We start from the raw sequence: 18703 nt of genomic DNA on the forward strand, positions 1-18703 counted from the left end.
CATTGAATATTCAATATTGAGTGTTGGATATTCTTTATTCGAACGTCAGCCCGAGGTTTTCTTGTAACGATTGATGGAAATTATCAGTAGAACACTTCCCATACCAATCAATGTATAAACCATAAACTGAATTTCTTTCCAGCCGGCTCCTTTCAGTAAAACCATCCGCATAATCTTGATGAAGTAAGCTACCGGATTTGCGAGAGTTAGGTTTTGAGCCCATTCAGGCATACTTTCAATCGGGGTAAACAGCCCGCCCATCAAAATAAATATCACCATCAGGAACCAGGCAATGAACATAGCTTGCTGCTGGGTGTGGGTCATGGTAGAGATAAGCAGACCCAGCGACTGAATAACGATCAGGAAGATTCCCGCTACTACTAAAACCGTAGCCAGACTTCCCAAAAAAGGAATCTGGAATCCATATCGGGCCAAAGCGAGACCTATCAGAAGATCCACCATTCCAATCACCCAAAATGGAAGTAATTTTCCAATCATGAATTGGTATTTACGGATCGGAGTCACATTAAGCTGTTCAATGGTCCCTATCTCCTGCTCCCGTACTATGTTCATACCAGATAAGAACACTCCAATCATGGAAACCAGTACCACCAGAATTCCCGGCACCATGTAGGTTATATAGTCAAGGTCCGGATTATACCAGTTCTGAGGTATGATATTGATCATTTTGGCCTGATGCATTGATTGGTTTGCTTGTTCCATCTTTAGCTCAGCCAGTTTAGCAGCATTAAGATCACCTAAAATAGAAGCGCTATAGGACTGAATAAGTCCGGCTGTACTTCCATCTACTGCATCGATTATGAGCTGAAGATTGACCGGCTGTCCACTTGATAGCTCTTGTTCAAAATCGGGGGGAATCCGGATGATCATCTTAATCAGGCCAGCATCCATAGCTTCAAGGGCTTCACCCTGATCAAAAGTTTCCAGCTCTAATGTAAAATAGCCGGTAGCCTGAAACTTCGATGTAAGCTCTCTGGACAAACTCGACTGATCCATATCCACCAGGGCAAAATCAACCTCTTTAAGTTCATAGGTTGCTGCAAAAGAAAGCACCAGTAGCTGAACCACAGGCATCACAAACAGTATAGGCAACATGGCTTTATTGCGAAATATTTGCAGAAACTCTTTTCGAAGAAGTACACGGATTATTCTCATTGTAGCCTCACTTTAAATTTCTTCAGGCTTAAAGCCATAAAGAAGAGCGTAATCCCAACCAAAATCAGTGTTTCTTTCCAAATAAACAGGAACTCCGATCCTTTCAGCATGATACCCCGCACTATAATCAGGAACCATTTTGCAGGAATAGCATGTGAAATCCACTGCAAAGGCACCGGCATGCTGGATACAGGAAAAATAAATCCTGACAGCAAAACGGTGGGCAGAAGAAGTCCAGCCAGAGAAACCATCATGGCTGTTTGCTGGTTATTGGCTGCCGATGATATAAAAACACCCAGAGCAAGTGCCGTCATGATGAATAGCGTGGATTCTGCAAAAAATAATAAATACGAACCCTGGAACGGTACATGAAATACAAACCGAGCCAATACCAGAATAGTGATTACATTTACTACTGAAAGCACCAGGTACGGCAAAACCTTACCCAAAATAATATGCCGGGGTTTGAGGGGAGAAACCAGCAAAATTTCCATATTTCCCAGCTCTTTCTCACGCGTGATAGAGATGGAAGTCATCAGAGCGGAAATGAGCATTAAAATGACCGCGATCAATCCGGGTACAAATAAATTCACACTTCGAAGTTCCGGATTATACATCATCCGGACTTCGGTATTTAATCCAGCCTGTTGAACATGACCAATATTATTTAGTTCATGCACATAATCCCGGATGATATTTGATGTATAAGACTGAACAAGGTTGGCGAGATTTGGATCGGTAGCATCGGTAATAATTTGAACATCAGCCCTGTTTTCTCTAACTAATTTCTCTTTGAAATTCGGTTCAAATACAACCACTTCTTTGATATTTCCCTTCTGAAAAAGTCCTTCCACTTCCTCATAATTTTGTAAGTAAGCCCTTATCTCAAACGACTCCGAAGCTCCCAGCTTCTGCGTTATTGTACGGGTCACTTCATCTTTTGAAAGATCCAGAATCCCTATTTGTGCATTGGTAACTTCATTCCGAATGGCAAAGCCAAACAGCACCAGCATGATGACCGGCATACCGAAAAGAACCGTCAACGTGCGCTTGTCGCGATATATCTGCTTGAACTCTTTGATAACAAAACCTGAAAATGAATTCATCCATCCCCCCTTTGCGCTCCGCGAGCAAGTTGTATGAAGACATTTTCTATAGAATCAGCATTGAAATCTTGCTTTAGCTGCCGGGGTGAACCAATAGCATCCATACGGCCATCCACCATGATAGAAATACGATCGCAATATTCGGCTTCATCCATATAATGGGTAGTCACGAAAACAGTAATACCCTGATCAGAAACTTCATAAATTTTCTCCCAGAACTGACGCCGGGTTACCGGATCTACGCCACCGGTTGGCTCATCCAGAAATACAATTTTCGGGTTATGAAGTATTGCAATGGAAAAAGCCAGTTTCTGCTTCCAGCCCAGAGGCAGGGAACGAACCAGTTTCTTACGGACCTCCCCTAACCCCACCGATTCTATAACTTCATTCATTTTGGTATCCAGCTCTTTATCTGGAATCCCATAAATACCTCCATAAAACTGTATGTTTTCCTCAGATGTCAAATCATCATACAGCGAAAACTTCTGGCTCATATAGCCAATATTCTTTTTAATAGCCTCTGCCTGTGTATAAACATCATTCCCAGAGACAGAAGCTTTACCTGAAGTCGGTGTCAGAAGCCCGGTGAGCATGCGCATGGCTGTGGTTTTGCCCGCTCCATTGGCTCCAAGAAATCCGAAAATCTCTCCCTGTTCTACTTCAAAAGTGATGTTATCCACGGCCGTGAAATCTCCAAATTTCCGGGTTAGCTTTTCGGTTTGAATGGCAAAATCAGACATGAGCCCCCTCTGCTTTGGAAAGCATCAGTTGCATAAAGCTATCTTCAATGTCAGGTTTGATGGTTCTTATGTTCACATCCCTAAGTCCCTGATCGAATAAATAGGTTTTTAAAGCTACCAGGTTTGGCGAACCTCCCTTTTCTGTATAGTGAAGACTTTCTCCAAAAGGGTGCACTGAATGGGTTTTAGGATAAGCTTGCAGAGCTTTAAGTAGCTTGTACGTATTTTCAGCACGAATGCCCAACAGTGGCTTCTCAAAATCATCTACAATGGCCTCGGGTGTATCAATTTTCATGATCTCACCGTCCTGAATCAAAGCTACGCGTTCACAAAGATTTGCCTCGTCCATATATGGAGTTGACACAATGATGGTTATCCCTTCTTTTTTAAGCATCTTCAGCATTTCCCAGAATTCTTTACGGGAAACGGCATCAACTCCTGTAGTGGGTTCGTCGAGCAGTAATAGCCTGGGCTTATGAATGAGAGCACAACTGAGAGCCAGTTTTTGCTTCATCCCTCCTGATAAATCTCCGGCAAGCCGGGTTTTAAACTTCTCAAGCTGACTGTAAATTGGCTTCACCAGCTCGTAATTCTGTTCGATAGAGGTTCCAAAAACCGAAGCAAAAAAGTTCATGTTTTCTTCCACTGTCAAATCCTGATACAGTGAAAACCTTCCGGGCATATACCCAAGAAGCGGACGAATCTCTTTATAATCTTCAACTACGTCTTTACCCAGCACCGTTGCGGAACCTTCATCAGGAACCAGCAATGTGTTCAGAATTCGAAATAAGGTTGTTTTTCCGGCACCGTCCGGACCAATCACCCCAAAAAGTTCTCCCTCATTAACCTGAAAAGAGATCTCTCTAAGGGCCTGAACCTTTCCAAATGCTTTGGAAACCGACGATATGTTAACCACGTTATTCAATCCTGATATACTTTCTCAAATTCAGATATAACAGCCTGTACTTTTTCTTCAATAGTTTCATCCAGCTTCCTGATTCGGGCCATCACTGGTGTCGATGCAGATTCTTTTCTATATGATTCGTGACAAAGCATGTTTTTCTAAGTTTAAAAGTTTACTTCCCCGGGCATGCCAATTTTTAGCTTGCCATTCGGGTTTTGTACCGAAATTTCAACCGCATATACCTGCGTAACCCGTTCTTCTTTGGTTTGAATCATTCTGGGAGTGAACTCAGCTTCAGAGGCGATCCACCGTACCACTCCGCTAAGCAATTCATTCTCTTCTATATTTTTGTCAATTAAAACGTCAACCTCGTTGCCCAAGATCACTTCCTGAAGCTGGGCTCCTGATACATAAACTCTCAATATCATTTCTTCCAGATTGGCGATCTCATACAGAGGCTTGCCCGTTGAAACCAGTTCGCCAGGTTGTGCATAACTTGAAAGCACCGTACCTGAAATCGGATTGATAATCTCTGTCTTTTCGATCTGATCCTGAATCTGGGCGATTCTGGTCTTCAGCGTTTCCAGCTCTGCATATACCGATTGCTTTTGAACATTCACCGAAGTAATCTGTTTCTGTAGCACATTTACCTGTCCCTCTGCCTGATCAATCTGCTGCTGAGTTGCTGCATTATTTTGCTTCAGGTTTGTGAAACGATCCAAGTCTTTTTTAGCCGTTTGAAGCTGCTCTTCGTAAACCGCAGCCTGGGCATCCAGCTTTGAAATATTGGTTCTGACTGCCCGAACAGAAGCATGAAGCTCTTTCTTTCGAAGCGATAATTGAGTTGAATCAACCTGCCCTGCTTTTTGTCCATTCTCCAATTTCATCCCTTCTTTTACCGTAAAGCTTTTAAGTACTCCTGAAGATTCAGAGGAGATGGTTATTTCATCGGCTTCAAACTGCCCGTAAGCATCCGATTTTGGGTCAGAACTGCATCCTACTAACAGAACAATGAGTGCTGCCAATGGTGCTATCGATATCTTTGTTTTTCTGTTTCTCATGATTTTTCCTGTGATTGAAATTCTCTATTCAATATCCAAACCCATAGCCGTGCGATATTCTGTCAAGGCCTGAATTAATTTAACCTGGTTGGTAAAAAGGGAAAGCCGGGCTCGGTTGGCATTGGTAAGCTCAGTGATATATTCGGTAGCCGTAATAACTCCATTCTCTAGCTGATTGACACTTTCACCCACCACTTCTTCTCTTATTGTTATGATCTCTTTATCCCTGCTGATGTTCTCTTCTAAAACCCTGATCCGCTCACTTATTTTACTCAACTGAGTGGTCAACTGAAGGTTAAATGATTCTTCCTGGTGCTTTATCGTTTTTTGCCTGATGTTCAATGCTTTCACTTCCTCATCCGAATTCAGGAAATCCATAAAATTCCATCTCAGCCTGAGGCCTACGATATAATATTCGTGAAAATCATCATTCAGGAAATTAAGCCCCGGCCTGCCGTAAGCAGCCGTTCCAAAAGCTGATATACCCGGTCTTTTCATGGATTTAGCCAGTTTCTTTTGCTGCTCAATGGTTTTTCGTGAGCTTTCGAATAGCGCCAGTTCTGGTCGGGCGGGCTCAGCCATTTCAACTTCTGTAGCCAAATCCGGTAACATCAGCTTAGTGGAAACCGGGATTTCCTCCCCAATTATGGCACTTAGTACAGGATAGCCGGCTTTCATATTCGACATCACGCTCGCGGAGTCCTGACGAGCTTTGATCAGTTCAGCCTCCAATATCAGCTGTTGGCTTCGCAACAAAAGCCCGTTTTCCACTTTAGAACGTACGCTTTTGAGCCTTTCCTTCAGATCAGTAATTAACAATTCACTAGCTTGTTTCTGCTTTTGAGAGAGCAGAATCCCGAAATAAACCTGATCAATTTGATTCCGTATTTGATGAAGCTCTGCTTTGGTCGTTAGTACTTCCTGCAGCCCTTTTTCCTTCTCCAGATTCTTCCGAATTCCTATAGCTCCGCCATTATAAATATTCTGGCTAACCTGTAAGGAAGCTTCATACTGATCTTTACTTATAGCTGGCGCACCGCCTCCGCTTGGAAGTCCAAATTCCGTCACCTCCGACTGATAACTTGCTTTCCCGTTTAACGACACCTGCGGGTAATAGCCTGTATTCAAAATCCGGATATTCAGAACTGTAATCTCCTGCTGCAATGCCATATTCTTTGCTATTGGGTAGTTGTTCTCAGCCTGCTCATAGCAGTAATTCAGGGAGATAGAATCGGCTGGTGAACCCGGCTGTAAAAAAGTGAATATCAACAAAGAGGCGAGCAGAGTATTCATGGCTTTTTATAGTTTATAGCGTTCAAAATAAAATCGGTGAGGAACCATTTTCGGTCTTTCAGGAACTTTAGGTACTCTTGCTCCTCAAGCCCAAAAACGGTTTTTACCATCATCTGGGCAATGAATGGGAAAAGAATCAGACCAACCATACTGATAAGAAGCTGCCTTGGTTCTACTGGGTCCATATTTCCTTCTTCAACCTCTTTCCTGATTTGGTCAGCAAAGCTTTTAGGCGGATGGATATTTTTTTCCTTCATGAACCGCCGAAATTCTTCGGGATGATTATTCATCTCCTGTATAATAAACTGCACAACGGTTGGGTTGTCTTGCAGAAAATTATAATAGGCATCGATTAGTCGGGGTACTTTCTTGTCAAGAGTCAGCTCAGAACCCAGGACCTCGAAAATAGTTGGGAAAAACCGGGCAAGCTGTTTCTGGAACACTGCCCTGAAAAGTTTTTCTTTGCTTCGGTAGTAATAATGAAGCATCGACTTGTTGATATTAGCTTCATCCGCTATTTGTTGCATGCGTGCACCGGCGTAGCCATCCTTTTGGAATACCCGGGACGCTGCTTCAAAAATTTGTTCTTCGGTTGCTTTCTCTTTATCAGTCATAATGATCTTTTGATTAATTCTGCATCAAATTTAGAAAGGTAAACTCACATTTTCAACCATCTGGTTGAACTTTATGGTTAATAATTTTCATGACAAACCAAACGCATTAAAATCAGTTAGATAAAATTTGGTTTTATAAGGTCATTCAGATCAGAAAGAGTAATTCTAATCTATTTTTTGTGTGAAAGCAGTGCGTCAATCACTTTCATATTGGCAACGGCATCTTCGATAGGCGTGGGGACGTCAGTATTATTCAAAATGGCTTGAGTAAATGCGTCTGCCTGCAGAGTATAATGATTAGCCTGAGTTGTTTTTTCTTTGACCATCTTACCATCTTTTTTAAGTCTTAGATCAGCAGGATTTTCGAGAGGATTAAACGGTATATCCATCTCAATTATTCCTTCCGTGCCATAAACAGTAAGTTTTTGGTTTGGACTGGCCAATGTTGAACAGGTAAAAGTGGCTGTACCTTCCGGAAACCGAAGAATTCCTGAAGCTAAAACATCGGTCCCGAAGTCCGGATGAATTTCTACTTCTCCTTTAACTTCAATCGGTTCATCCTCAAACAAATACCGGGAAGCAGAGATGCAATAACATCCGATATCCATTAATCCCCCTCCTCCAATACCAGCTTTATTGCGAATGTTCTCCGGGTCATCATTGTAGTAAGTAAACACAGAATGGATGGTTTTAATATCCCCGACTTCCCCATCACTGATCCATTTTTTCACGACTTCCCACTGGGGATGAAAGCGGTACATAAAGGCTTCCATCACTTTCAGGTTGGGGAATGCTTTTATTTTAGACAGTAATGCCTCTGCTTCATTCAGGTTCATAGCGATCGGTTTTTCGCAGAGCACATGCTTACCGGCTTCTAAAGCCTTCATGGTCAGCGGCACATGTAAATGATTGGGCAGCGGGTTATAAATGGCATCAATTTCATCATCAGCCAGCAGGTCTTCATAAGACCCATAGGACTTTTGAATGCCAAGCTGAGTAGCAATCTCCCCGGCACGCTTGGGATTTCTCGAAGATATAGCTGTTACTTTCGACCTTTTACTTTTTTGCATTGCAGGGATTACATGCTTAACCCCGATATTTGCTGTGCTTAAAATTCCCCATCTCACATAATCCATAGAACCATTCTTAAATTATTATTTTGACTAGAGTAAAACTTTTATTTTTAACTTCACAAAATATTCACATTACACCGATAGTTTTTGATCAACAAAAATTAAACAGGTCGGTAACCAAACTTTGGTACCGCAAATAAAAAAAGCGAATCATTATGAGAACTCTATTTTCTTTATTGGCCATCTTTGCCCTTGCATTTACAAACTTGGCTCAAGCTCAGGATAAAGTTGAAATTACTATTGAAGGCAATGACAGGATGCAATTCAATCTAAGCGAAATCAAAGTTGAAGCAGGTCAAACTGTTGTACTAACCCTGAAGCATGTTGGTAAACTTCCAAAAGCTGCCATGGGACATAACTGGGTGCTTCTTACTCAGGGAACAGACATCCAAAAGTTTGGTGCAGCTGCATCGAAAGCAGCCGGTAACGAATATATCCCTGAAGGTACAGAAGATGTAATTGTGCATACAGATTTGATTGGAGGCGGACAAGAAACCACCATCGAATTTACAGCGCCTGAAGCCGGAACTTACGACTATATTTGTAGCTTCCCTGGCCACTACGCGCTAATGAAAGGTAAACTAATTGTAGAATAAGTAGTTAATTAGCATTTCTAAAAACTACTCGTATTATACCCTGAGCCCCGGATTTCTGATCGTTATCCGGGGTTTTTTATATCTGTTAATTCAGATTTGATATAGCTTCTTTTATGGGTGTGCTCCCCTGCAATAATTCCAGACTTTTCTTATAGCTTTGTTTCGCATCCAAAAGCTCCACTATCACTGTTGCTACATCATCACGGGTTATAGTTTTGTTGTCTATTGATTCAATCCGTTCTTTTAGCTCTACTTTTCCGATTCCCTCTTCATTGGTTAACCGACCCGGCATAAGCACCGTATAGTCTAAATCCGAATTTCTAAGTCGTTCATCAGCTTTTGCTTTGGCATCATAATAATGCTCCATCGGTTCCGACCAGGTTTCCGAATCTCTGTTAGCCTTCAGAGCACTTACCATAATGAATCGCTTACGACCTGCTTTTTCTGCCTCATCGATAGCTTTTATAGCGCCATCCCGGTCAATTACTTTTGTCTGAGATTTGGGAGTATGCCCACCTGAACCCGCCGAGAACACCACTGCATCAATGTCTTCAAAAGCATGAGTGAAATCGTCTTCCAGATCCCCCAAAACAGTATCAATTCCATTTTCTTTGAATTGATCTACCTGTTCTTCTTTTCGAACCATGGCAACAGGACCATGGTTTGACTCTTTCAACTGATGGACTAATCTTTTTCCAATTTGCCCATTAGCTCCAATTACTAAAACGTTCATTATCCTCTTTCTTTTTTTTGATTTCAATTAGATAAATGTACACACCTCACATATCGTTTCAGTGACCACAAACTAGTTCTGAAATTCTTATTCGGCACGTCTGCGTCCCATTATTAATTCATTTAAAATCACTTATTTTAATCATCAAATTTCATCGACAAAACCAACTATGAAGAAAGTACTTATCACAACCGGCGGCGGTGATTGCCCCGGCCTTAATGCAGTAATTCGTGCCATCGTAAAACGTGCAGCAAAAACTAGCGATTGGGAAGTGTATGGCAGCATCGAGGCCTTCAACGGGGCTCTGCGCACCCCAAAAGAAATTATTCGGTTGACTGATCAGGAAGTGGCTGGCATACATGCTAAAGGTGGTACCATTTTAAAAACCACAAACAAGGGAGGCCCCTTCAACTGGCCTGTTAAACACAAAGATGGTTCCTGGACTACCGAAGACCGTTCCGATGAAATGATTGATTATCTGAAAAATGAAGGTTTTGAAGCCGTAATAAATATCGGCGGAGACGGTTCTCAAAAAATCAGTCACCAGTTGCAAAAAAAAGGCCTCAATGTAATTGGTGTGCCTAAAACCATTGATAATGACCTCTCTTCTACCGACTACACTTTCGGTTTTCAAACAGCAGTTGATATAGCTACCGATGCTGTGGATAAATTGGTAACTACAGCCTCAAGCCACCACCGTTTGATGATTCTGGAAGTAATGGGTCGTGGTGCGGGTTGGATTGCCCTTCACTCTGCCATCGCGGGAGGAGCTGAAGTTTGCCTGATCCCTGAAATCCCCTACGATATCAACAAAGTGCTGGAAAAAATTAACAGTCGCTATAAAGACGGGCGTGGATTTGCGATTGTTGTGATTGCGGAAGGAGCCAAACCAAAAGAAGGATCAGTCTTTTCAAGAGAAAGCAAAGAAGTGGGTTATCAGAATAAACGTTTGGGAGGTGTAGCCTACCAGTTATCCGATCAGCTGAAATCTGCCGGATTTGAACACGATATTCGGGAAATGGTGTTAGGGCATTTGCAACGAGGAGGAAAACCCGAAGCCTTCGACCGCATTCTTGCCACCCAGTTTGGAGTGAAAGCAATGGAATTAGCCATTGAAGGAAATTTTGGGCATATGGTTTCCTTCATCGACCAGGAAATTGTAGCTGTACCTCTCGCAGAGGCCACAAAAGGAAACAACCTCGTTGACCCGGACAGCTTTTTAGTTCAAACGGCTAAAGGTGTTGGGATTAGTTTTGGGGATTGAGTATATCCCATTAATAAAGACGAGCTTCTAAGGCGGTTAATTTTACAAATCATGACTTTTATGAAATTCAATTTAGAGCATTCTATAGAAATTTTGCAGCGTACTCCAGCTATTTTGAACGAGATGCTAAGTAATCTGCCATCAGAATGGACAAGTGCCAACGAGGGGCCTAATATCTGGAGTCCTTTTGATGTGGTCGGCCATCTGATTCACGGAGAGAAAACCGACTGGATTCCAAGAATGAAAATTATTCTTTCCAGCCAAACAGATAAAACATTTCAACCCTTTGACCGGTTTGCACAGTTTGAGGAAAGCAAAGGTAAATCTCTTGAGCAACTACTTGAAGAATTTAAAAACTTACGAAATGCGAACATTGAACAGCTGAAAAATCAGAAACTTGGTTCTGGCGATTTTGAGAAAAAGGGTTTTCATCCTGATTTTGGGGAAGTAAATTTATCTCAATTATTGAGTAGCTGGGTGGTGCACGATCTTAACCATATCGCACAAATATCACGTGTAATGGCCAATCGATACAAATCAGAAGTAGGCCCTTGGGTCAACTATCTGGGAATATTAAAGCCATAACATTTTAATGGCTTCTACCCCACCCTGAACTTCAGTTCATCAATTTTAGACAGAATTTCGTCCCGATCCATCTCACGATATCGCTCCGGAAGTAATTCTTTAGACGTACATTCTATCACGGCACTGAGCGTCTGAAGTTCAACTTCTTCCGGATAGGTTGGCGGAAGAAAATCGGCTAAAGCCAGGTCCAGAATTTCGGGGGTTACTTTCTTTCTTCCCTCAGCAGCTGCGCGGAATTTAGCTCGGGTTAAAGCGGCTTCCATATCGGCACCTGAAAAGGTTTTGAAACCCTCTTCAATCACGGCAGGAATGTAATCTTCAGTCATCTGAAGGCCGGTTTTCTTTTTCATGGCTTCAAAGAGCTCCACACGTTCCTCATTGGTATGAGGCGGAAACAGGGCAAGGTGTTCCTCGGCTCTTCCCTGTCGCTTCAGGTCAATAGGCATGAGATCGGGACGCGCGGTCATCAGGAACCATACAATACGACCCCGGTTTTCAGTATCGCTCATAAAGGTAGCTATTTGTGAGAATACACGGCTTGAAACGCCACTGTCACCGCTTGCATCACGATCACCGAGGTAGGCATCCGCTTCATCAATCATCACCGCTACCGGCGACATCGCCTTCAAAAGAGAAAGTATTTTTTCCAGGTTTCCTTCCGTCACCCCTTGCCACTGACTTCGGAAGTTTTTGAGTTTCACCATGGGAATACCAACTTCACTCGCGAAGCAGGTTACCAAAAAGGTTTTACCGGTTCCTACCGGACCACAGACCAGATATCCCATAGGCATTACATCCTGTCGGCCCGATTTTAAAGCTTTGACTGCCTGTCGGAGATGTTTTTTTACATGGGTGTGGCCTGCTACATTGTCCAGAGAGTATTGGGTTTCTACAAACTCCAGCAACCCGTATGCTTCTGCCTCAATCAGCTCTTTCTTGGTTTCTGACAAACCCTCGAAAGTGATTCTCTCCTTATTCTCCCGGGCATGAGATAACACGCTTCGGATGTTCACAAAATTCAGTCCGGCCGTTTGCTGAGCCACGATATCCGGCTTTACATCTGAGAGTTCTTTCCAGGTATCATTCTTGGTCTCGAAATCAATGAATTCCCTTCTCTCCCGTTCTCCCGGAATATTGATTTTTATATCTGTGGTATAAGGATTTTGAACGAGCGTTTTATTTAAGTCAGCCAGGTTTTCCGTAATCATCACCGTGGTGAAATCAGAAGCCAGAAACATAGGGTCGTGAGCCCAGCGCGACAAATAGACCATCGAAGTTCGGTCTTCATTTCCAATCGAAGCTGCATCACTCATCGGTACTATAGTCTCGGCATAATCAATAATGAGGGCCACACTTTTCTTTTGATCCAGACGAAGACGGAAATACTGTTCCAGCAACGACATTACCCTCACGGGGTCCTTAGGCATCTTCTTGGCGTATTCCGTTCCCACCAAACTATCCCGTCCGGCGATGGCCTGGTTGAAATCTGCCTGGGATTCCTTATCCCTGAAATAAATACCTGAAGCGCGATCATAGAAAATCACGAAATCCCGGGCACCGAAGAACTCATCCGACAGAAAAGACTTCAGGCGATGAAATTGAGTTCCTTCATCCGTTTTAAGAGACACTAAATCGTGTACGTTCCCGTGCAGTATAAACTGATTGATGGTTCTGCTCAGATACTTTCGAGCAAATTCCTGAGACCATTTTGGATAGTGATCAAACATATTCTTTAATTTTCAAAGTGAATAAGTAACAAAGTAACATAGTGCAAAGCTTCTCTGTCACTATGTTACTTTGTTATTCAATTAAAATGAGCTTAACCGTTTCAATGCGACTGGGTGTGGCTTTACTGATAATGAATTTCTTACCCTCAACCACCACTTCCTCATTTACTTTCGGAATACGCCCCAAATGATTAATGATGAATCCCGCTACGGTATCATACTCGGAAGGTTCCAGTGGGAGTTCAATTTCATCAAATTTTTCCATTAACTCCTGAATTTCCACATTCCCGCTTACCACATACGTATTTTCGGAAAGCTTTTTCATGATCTCGTCTTCCACATCATATTCGTCCTGAATATCACCAACTACCTCCTCCAGTAAGTCCTCGATGGTGACCATCCCCGCAGTACCTCCGTATTCATCCAACACAATAGCTACCGACATGTTCGACTGCCGGAACTCGGTAAGCAAGTCTTTGGATTTCTTACTGGAAGGAACCAGCTTAACCGGACGAATAATTTCGTTTAAAGATTTCGGAGTGTGAAAGAAATCATGTGCAAATACGACTCCGATTACATCATCAATAGACTCTCTGTAAACCGGTAGTTTTGAATGTCCCGATTGTATGAACATATTCAAAACTTCTTCAATGGGCGTATCTTTTTCTACTGCTTCTATTTCGATACGGGGAATCATTGAGTCTTTAACCCGCTTGTTGGACAGTTCCAGAACATTGTGTAGGATCTCTGAATCGTCTTCATCAATATCTTCACTGCCTCCGCTGTCCCGAAGCTCTTTAAAGATCATTTCCACATCCTGCCGGCGATAATAGCTTTCTACTACCTCAGCATCTTTTACCAGCCAGCGAATCAGAATATTAGATGAGCCTTTCGAAATTTCGATAAGCGGACGAAACAGATAATAGGCGACCCGCAGAGGAACCGAAATCACTGCGATCATATTATCAGCCAATGCCCTGAAAATAGCTTTGGGCAAAATCTCACCAAATAACATGATAACCACAGAAGCAATAATAGTCTGGATAATCAGGATTTGAATTTCAGAAGGAACAACCCCAAACCAGGCTTCTCCATAAACCTGAATCGGTTCAACAAGGAAAATTGCCATGAATGTAGCATAGAGTACATTAACAATATTATTTCCAACAAGGGTTGTTGTCAGAAATGTTTCCGGTTTACGGGTAAAAAACTCTATAGAATTGGACAGAAAGTTATTCTTCCGTGAGGCTACTTCCAGCTTGAGCTTATTGGCTGTTACAAAAGCAATTTCAGAACCAGAGAAAAAGCCACTCAGCAATATGGTTATGACAATCAGGACAAACTCAAACATGGCTTACCCCGGTTTTTTTAATTGTGAAGAGAAAAAGAAATGTGCTACCCGATGGAGGTTCGTCTTTCATTCAATACTTAGTTCGTTTCTATTTACCGGAGAAATTGGGCTTTCTCTTTTCGAGAAAAGCACTGGTTCCTTCCCTAAAATCAGCAGTACCGCATAATTCTCCAAACAGACTGGCTTCAGATTCATATCCTTTTCCTGAGCCTACCTGTTTTACCGCCTGAAGAGCATTTTTAATAGCTAATGGTCCTTGCTTCATAATTTTATTCAGCATTGATTTGGCTTCATCAATTGCAGAATGCCCGGTAACCTGATTTACCAATCCTATTTCGAAGGCTTCAACAGCTTTAACCTGCCGGCCAGTCATAATCATTTCAAGGGCCTTGCCTCTACCCACAAGCTGGGTAAGCCGTTGGGTGCCTCCATAACCCGGAATCAATCCCAAACTAACTTCGGGTAACCCAAAAGCAGCCTTTTCAAAAGCAATTCGCAAGTGGCAAGCCATAGCCAATTCACATCCGCCACCCAGAGCATATCCGTTTACAGCCGCAATCACAGGAATGGTCAGATCTTCGATCTTCTGAAAAATATCCTGTCCTTTTTTTGATACTTTTTCTCCTGAAACGGGATCTAATGAGCTCAGTTCTTTGATATCAGCACCGGCAACAAAAGCCTTTTCACCAGCCCCGGTAATTACCAGCGATTTAACCTGATAATTCTCTTTGATGTCATCAATTGCTTTATCGAGTTCCTCTAATACCTGATTATTCAGGGCATTGAGTTTATCGGGACGATTAATGGTGAGCGTACAAATGCCGGATTCATCGACTTCTGTAAGAAGCGTTTCGTAAATCTGGTCCATATTCTATTCTTTGACTTTCTTAGCGGGTTTAATTTCCGTTTTCACTTCGTCTGAGAGTTCATCCAAAATGGAATCAAAATCCAGATCGTTCTCCCACTCCGTAGTGTACTCAGGTAAAATATCCTGATCTAAGTCGTCAATCAATTGTGAAGTTTCCTCAACTTCAGTCAGCAGATTATCAAGCTGGAAGCCAATCTCTTCAGGATTACTCATCGTCATAGACTGCTCGTAGATATATCTGACGGCATCTTCAATGGTTTCAAGATGAGTTTCACACACCAGATATTTCTCTTTGGCCACGTTAAATTTCTTCAGGCGCTTTTGCATGATGGCAACACGCCGGGCTTTTGTGCGCTTCAGCTTCTCCGATTCCAGGGTCTTAATTTCTTCAATTTGCCGTACTACCTCTTCCTTTAAGCTGCTTTCCAGTGATGTATTCAAATACACTTCATACCGCTTAATCAAATCAAGCAACGTCAGGTAATTACCCAGTAGCTCGTCAATTTTTTTACCGATGTTATCCAATAAGCCTTGCGAACTGTAAGGAAGCTTCTCAAAGTTCTCCTGAACCAGTTTAGCCAAATGCTTCAGTACCAGAAATCTCTTTTGAGATTTATTATCCAGCGATTGAAATAATTCTTTTTCGTTATTGGCTGCGTGACGTTCTTTGATTTTCTTCAGCTCCAGTTTTTTACGGAAGCGCGGTAATTTGGGAACTATACCCAGGTACATTAACTCAAGTCCAAAAACAGAAGTGAGCAAAAGACTGGAAAAATCTCCCAGTCCGGTCATAAAAAAAGCGGTAAGCGTGGAAACCAGCAATACCCCCAAATTTATGGGGTTCATAAAAGCTTCCCGGGTATAGTTGATATTCAGTTCGTCACTCATGATTCAGGTTCTGATGAATTATCTTTGCTGTCTGAAGCCGGTTTTTTATTGCCAATCGTTTTTTCGGTTCTGATTTCATCAGCATGCTTTTCTATTTCGTTATAGAGCATACCCATTTCGGCTTTTACCTGCTTCAACGTCTGCTTGGCTTTTTGCTTTTTCAGCTCTTCGTCAAGTTCTTCTTTCTTAATTTTACTGCCGGCCTCAGTATCTTCGTCTTCCAGGCTATCCATAGCTACATCAAGCCGGGCTTCTACGTTTGTAACCTTTTCACGCACTTTTCCCAGGAATTCATCGACCGTTTCGAGAAGATTATCAGCATTCATATTATTGACTGCCTGGGATATTTTCCCTTTCTGCTCTGCTCTTTTCAGCCGTTCTTTAGCCTCTTTAATACGCCGATAGTGTTCTTTGTACTCTTCTTTGAGGCGTTCCCGTTCTTGTTCGCTTTTGCTGCTCATGGCTATTTCCTATGAACTGCTTTTTTCTTTGTTGCCTACAGTCTTGGAGCTGTCTTTTTCTTTAGCTGGTTCTTCTTCGTCAATATTGATAGAACCGCTCTTTTCGCCCATTTCCATCTTGAATTGCTCAACTAATGATTTAGCACGCAGTTTCTCAGCATTAGCTTCGATTTCCATAGTCTCGGTGTCAATGCTATCGAGTGCGATTTCCATACGGGCTTCGTTCTTAGCTGACTGCTCATTGATACGGTTGATCATCTCATCATGAGTGGCATCAATCCCGCCCACTTCAAACTGTTCCAGCGTATCCGCAATTTTGGCTTGCCATTCAGAGCGCTCACTTGCGCGAAGAGCTTCTTTAGCTTCCTGTATCTTGCGATCTTTCTCACGCATAAACACTTTTTTCACCTTAATAGCTTTTTCGTAAGCCTTTTCTGCAAAGGCAAGCTGATCTTTGGTGTGTGCGTAATTTTCTTTCGCCTTTTCTAGTTGAAGCGCATAACCCTCAGCAATATCATCCCGATTAGCTTGGATAGCTGACTTAACTTTAGCTGTTAAATCCTGTATCGCTTTTTCATTGCGATTCATTTCCTTTTGGAGCATCAACAGGTTGGCTTTAACCGTAGCGATATTCTCGTTCATCTGGGGAATTTGATCGTTTAAGTCCCGGATGTTTTGCTCAAGGATGAGTTTTGGATCCTCCATTGAGCTTATTAAGCCACCGAACATTGATTTGATAGCGCGGATAAATCGTTGAAACATAGTACTTTCCTTTATTTTTTAATGCCCTGTTAAACTACAAACTAAATTAACCGATTATTAGTGTATTTCAAGCAGTTAAAGCTCAAATGCCCTGCTGCCGTTTTTGTCGATTGTGTGACTTACCAAATGCACTGCCTCGGGTTTAGTTTCGGCAATAGTTACTGCCCCGAATAACTGCTCGCTTGCAGCGTCTATTGCTGATGGCTTGTTCGTATAACCAGTCAAAATTGTTTCACCTTTTGAAATTTTGTCTCCAATTTTCTTTTGAAGAACAATTCCGGCCTGTGGATCTACGTCTTCTTCCTTGGTTTTACGGCCTGCACCCAGCTCAACAGAAGCCATCCCAATTTCAAAAGAATTCATCTCTGATACATATCCATCCTTTTTGGCTTTAATTTCAAATTCGTAACTGGCTTTTGGATATTTTTGGGGTGATTTAATCATATCCGTATCTCCACCCTGCTCTTCAACAATATCCAGCCACTTCTGAAAAGCAGCTCCGTTTTCAATTTGTTCTTTGCTGATTTCAATCCCCTCCCTAACATCTCCAGCCTTTCCACCAAGATAGATCATGGTTCCTGCCAAAAGATGAGTAATCTCCATGATATCATCAGGTCCATCGCCATGCATGGCATCTATACATTCTTCCACTTCCAGCCAGTTTCCGATTTTATATCCAAGGGGCTGATTCATATTGGTCACATACGCAATCGTTTCTTTTTCAAACTGAGTACCAATCCCAACCAATGCCTCTCCCAGTTTGATGGCATCTTCTGTTGTCTTCATAAAGGCGCCGGAACCCACTTTCACATCCAGCACCAAAGCATCAATTCCCTCAGCCAGCTTCTTACTCATAATACTTCCCGCAATCAGTGGAATGGATTCTACGGTGGCTGTTACATCACGGAGAGCGTATAAGCGTTTATCAGCTGGAGCAATTTCCTTGGTTTGCCCGGCAAGCACCAGATTATGTTTTCCGATAATTTCTTTATACCGGGCCAAATTCATATCTACTGTAAATCCCGGAATTGACTCCAGTTTGTCAAGCGTTCCGCCGGTATGACCTAACCCCCGTCCCGATATCATTGGCACAGGAACTCCGGCAGCAGCCACCACCGGTGCTAGAATCAGCGACAGTTTATCACCCACCCCGCCTGTTGAATGCTTATCCACTTTCTTTCCTGAAACATGCGAGAGATCAACAATTTCTCCGGAATGAAGCATTGCTTCCGTGAAAGCAGCCGATTCTTCATCATTCATTCCATTCAAGAAAGCGGCCATCAGAAACGCACTAATTTGATAATCAGGAATCTCATCGGCTGTATATAAATTAATAAGATGCTGAATCTCTTCTTTCTCCAGAGTTTTCCCATCTCGTTTTTTGCGAATAAGTGAAACTATATTGTATTTTGAATCCATATCGAAGTATAGGCTTAATCCA

The 18703-nt window shown here is 42.4% G+C and carries 20 protein-coding genes; 3 read left to right on the forward strand and 17 right to left on the reverse strand.

Going from position 1 to position 18703, the window contains the following annotated elements:
- Positions 1–45: 45 nt before the first annotated feature.
- From RIB15_RS00500 to RIB15_RS00540, 9 genes are all read right to left on the reverse strand, one after another.
- Entirely contained in the window at positions 46–1176 is a 1131-nt protein-coding gene (locus tag RIB15_RS00500; protein ID WP_350200183.1) for an ABC transporter permease, read from the reverse strand.
- On the reverse strand, positions 1173–2282 hold the full coding sequence (locus RIB15_RS00505; RefSeq protein WP_350200184.1) for an ABC transporter permease: 1110 nt from the start codon (positions 2280–2282) through the stop codon (positions 1173–1175). Before RIB15_RS00505 ends, RIB15_RS00500 begins: the two co-directional genes overlap by 4 nt.
- Entirely contained in the window at positions 2279–3022 is a 744-nt protein-coding gene (locus tag RIB15_RS00510; protein ID WP_350200185.1) for an ABC transporter ATP-binding protein, read from the reverse strand. The genes RIB15_RS00505 and RIB15_RS00510 overlap by 4 nt, the downstream gene beginning before the upstream one ends.
- The gene (locus RIB15_RS00515; protein ID WP_350200186.1) at positions 3015–3938 is read right to left on the reverse strand and encodes an ABC transporter ATP-binding protein; all 924 of its coding nucleotides are present in this window, start codon (positions 3936–3938) and stop codon (positions 3015–3017) included. The genes RIB15_RS00510 and RIB15_RS00515 overlap by 8 nt, the downstream gene beginning before the upstream one ends.
- 5 nt (positions 3939–3943) lie before the next feature.
- Complete coding sequence (locus RIB15_RS00520) at positions 3944–4078, reverse strand: hypothetical protein (protein WP_350200187.1); 135 nt, start codon at positions 4076–4078, stop codon at positions 3944–3946.
- Between the two features lie 12 nt (positions 4079–4090).
- Positions 4091–4987, reverse strand: coding sequence for an HlyD family secretion protein (locus tag RIB15_RS00525; RefSeq protein ID WP_350200188.1), 897 nt, complete (start codon positions 4985–4987; stop codon positions 4091–4093).
- Between the two features lie 24 nt (positions 4988–5011).
- Complete coding sequence (locus RIB15_RS00530) at positions 5012–6280, reverse strand: TolC family protein (RefSeq protein ID WP_350200189.1); 1269 nt, start codon at positions 6278–6280, stop codon at positions 5012–5014.
- The gene (locus RIB15_RS00535; RefSeq protein ID WP_350200190.1) at positions 6277–6894 is read right to left on the reverse strand and encodes a TetR/AcrR family transcriptional regulator; all 618 of its coding nucleotides are present in this window, start codon (positions 6892–6894) and stop codon (positions 6277–6279) included. The genes RIB15_RS00530 and RIB15_RS00535 overlap by 4 nt, the downstream gene beginning before the upstream one ends.
- Positions 6895–7064: 170 nt before the next feature.
- On the reverse strand, positions 7065–8030 hold the full coding sequence (locus RIB15_RS00540) for a Gfo/Idh/MocA family protein (protein WP_350200191.1): 966 nt from the start codon (positions 8028–8030) through the stop codon (positions 7065–7067).
- Between the two features lie 152 nt (positions 8031–8182).
- Here RIB15_RS00540 and azu point away from each other — a divergent pair, with 152 nt between their 5' ends.
- Positions 8183–8623 (forward strand): azurin, encoded by a 441-nt coding sequence (gene azu, locus RIB15_RS00545; RefSeq protein WP_350200192.1) that lies wholly within the window; start codon positions 8183–8185, stop codon positions 8621–8623.
- Between the two features lie 85 nt (positions 8624–8708).
- Here azu and RIB15_RS00550 read toward each other — a convergent pair whose 3' ends face one another.
- Positions 8709–9356, reverse strand: a complete 648-nt coding sequence (locus RIB15_RS00550) for an SDR family oxidoreductase (protein ID WP_350200193.1) — start codon at positions 9354–9356, stop codon at positions 8709–8711.
- 169 nt (positions 9357–9525) lie between these two features.
- Between RIB15_RS00550 and RIB15_RS00555 the strand changes: the two genes are divergently transcribed.
- Positions 9526–10620: a 6-phosphofructokinase gene (locus RIB15_RS00555; protein WP_350200194.1), complete on the forward strand. Its 1095-nt coding sequence runs from the start codon at positions 9526–9528 to the stop codon at positions 10618–10620.
- A 51-nt stretch (positions 10621–10671) separates the two neighbouring features.
- On the forward strand, positions 10672–11205 hold the full coding sequence (locus RIB15_RS00560; protein ID WP_350200195.1) for a DinB family protein: 534 nt from the start codon (positions 10672–10674) through the stop codon (positions 11203–11205).
- 14 nt (positions 11206–11219) lie between these two features.
- Here RIB15_RS00560 and RIB15_RS00565 read toward each other — a convergent pair whose 3' ends face one another.
- The 7 genes from RIB15_RS00565 to RIB15_RS00595 form a co-directional block, all read right to left on the reverse strand.
- Positions 11220–12932, reverse strand: coding sequence for an ATP-binding protein (locus RIB15_RS00565; RefSeq protein ID WP_350200196.1), 1713 nt, complete (start codon positions 12930–12932; stop codon positions 11220–11222).
- A gap of 73 nt (positions 12933–13005) precedes the next feature.
- Complete coding sequence (locus RIB15_RS00570; protein WP_350200197.1) at positions 13006–14283, reverse strand: hemolysin family protein; 1278 nt, start codon at positions 14281–14283, stop codon at positions 13006–13008.
- Positions 14284–14371: 88 nt separating this feature from the next.
- Complete coding sequence (locus RIB15_RS00575) at positions 14372–15151, reverse strand: enoyl-CoA hydratase/isomerase family protein (protein ID WP_350200198.1); 780 nt, start codon at positions 15149–15151, stop codon at positions 14372–14374.
- Positions 15152–15154: 3 nt separating this feature from the next.
- Positions 15155–16039, reverse strand: a complete 885-nt coding sequence (locus tag RIB15_RS00580) for a hypothetical protein (RefSeq protein ID WP_350200199.1) — start codon at positions 16037–16039, stop codon at positions 15155–15157.
- Positions 16036–16500: a hypothetical protein gene (locus RIB15_RS00585; RefSeq protein WP_350200200.1), complete on the reverse strand. Its 465-nt coding sequence runs from the start codon at positions 16498–16500 to the stop codon at positions 16036–16038. The genes RIB15_RS00580 and RIB15_RS00585 overlap by 4 nt, the downstream gene beginning before the upstream one ends.
- A 9-nt stretch (positions 16501–16509) precedes the next feature.
- Positions 16510–17262 (reverse strand): PspA/IM30 family protein, encoded by a 753-nt coding sequence (locus RIB15_RS00590; protein ID WP_350200201.1) that lies wholly within the window; start codon positions 17260–17262, stop codon positions 16510–16512.
- A gap of 75 nt (positions 17263–17337) precedes the next feature.
- Complete coding sequence (locus tag RIB15_RS00595; protein ID WP_350200202.1) at positions 17338–18681, reverse strand: thymidine phosphorylase; 1344 nt, start codon at positions 18679–18681, stop codon at positions 17338–17340.
- Positions 18682–18703: the final 22 nt, after the last annotated feature.

This window comes from Gracilimonas sp. (assembly GCF_040218225.1).
Taxonomy (GTDB): domain Bacteria; phylum Bacteroidota; class Rhodothermia; order Balneolales; family Balneolaceae; genus Gracilimonas.

Coding starts and splice junctions, on each gene's coding strand:
- RIB15_RS00555 (WP_350200194.1), top strand. CDS start 9,526: ATGAAGAAAGTACTTATCACAACCGGCGGCGGTGATTGCCCCGGCCTT.
- RIB15_RS00570 (WP_350200197.1), bottom strand. CDS start 14,283: ATGTTTGAGTTTGTCCTGATTGTCATAACCATATTGCTGAGTGGCTTT.
- azu (WP_350200192.1), top strand. CDS start 8,183: ATGAGAACTCTATTTTCTTTATTGGCCATCTTTGCCCTTGCATTTACA.
- RIB15_RS00580 (WP_350200199.1), bottom strand. CDS start 16,039: ATGAGTGACGAACTGAATATCAACTATACCCGGGAAGCTTTTATGAAC.
- RIB15_RS00520 (WP_350200187.1), bottom strand. CDS start 4,078: ATGCTTTGTCACGAATCATATAGAAAAGAATCTGCATCGACACCAGTG.
- RIB15_RS00505 (WP_350200184.1), bottom strand. CDS start 2,282: ATGAATTCATTTTCAGGTTTTGTTATCAAAGAGTTCAAGCAGATATAT.
- RIB15_RS00500 (WP_350200183.1), bottom strand. CDS start 1,176: ATGAGAATAATCCGTGTACTTCTTCGAAAAGAGTTTCTGCAAATATTT.
- RIB15_RS00530 (WP_350200189.1), bottom strand. CDS start 6,280: ATGAATACTCTGCTCGCCTCTTTGTTGATATTCACTTTTTTACAGCCG.
- RIB15_RS00525 (WP_350200188.1), bottom strand. CDS start 4,987: ATGAGAAACAGAAAAACAAAGATATCGATAGCACCATTGGCAGCACTC.
- RIB15_RS00585 (WP_350200200.1), bottom strand. CDS start 16,500: ATGAGCAGCAAAAGCGAACAAGAACGGGAACGCCTCAAAGAAGAGTAC.
- RIB15_RS00535 (WP_350200190.1), bottom strand. CDS start 6,894: ATGACTGATAAAGAGAAAGCAACCGAAGAACAAATTTTTGAAGCAGCG.
- RIB15_RS00550 (WP_350200193.1), bottom strand. CDS start 9,356: ATGAACGTTTTAGTAATTGGAGCTAATGGGCAAATTGGAAAAAGATTA.
- RIB15_RS00540 (WP_350200191.1), bottom strand. CDS start 8,030: ATGGATTATGTGAGATGGGGAATTTTAAGCACAGCAAATATCGGGGTT.
- RIB15_RS00565 (WP_350200196.1), bottom strand. CDS start 12,932: ATGTTTGATCACTATCCAAAATGGTCTCAGGAATTTGCTCGAAAGTAT.
- RIB15_RS00575 (WP_350200198.1), bottom strand. CDS start 15,151: ATGGACCAGATTTACGAAACGCTTCTTACAGAAGTCGATGAATCCGGC.
- RIB15_RS00590 (WP_350200201.1), bottom strand. CDS start 17,262: ATGTTTCAACGATTTATCCGCGCTATCAAATCAATGTTCGGTGGCTTA.
- RIB15_RS00595 (WP_350200202.1), bottom strand. CDS start 18,681: ATGGATTCAAAATACAATATAGTTTCACTTATTCGCAAAAAACGAGAT.
- RIB15_RS00560 (WP_350200195.1), top strand. CDS start 10,672: ATGACTTTTATGAAATTCAATTTAGAGCATTCTATAGAAATTTTGCAG.
- RIB15_RS00510 (WP_350200185.1), bottom strand. CDS start 3,022: ATGTCTGATTTTGCCATTCAAACCGAAAAGCTAACCCGGAAATTTGGA.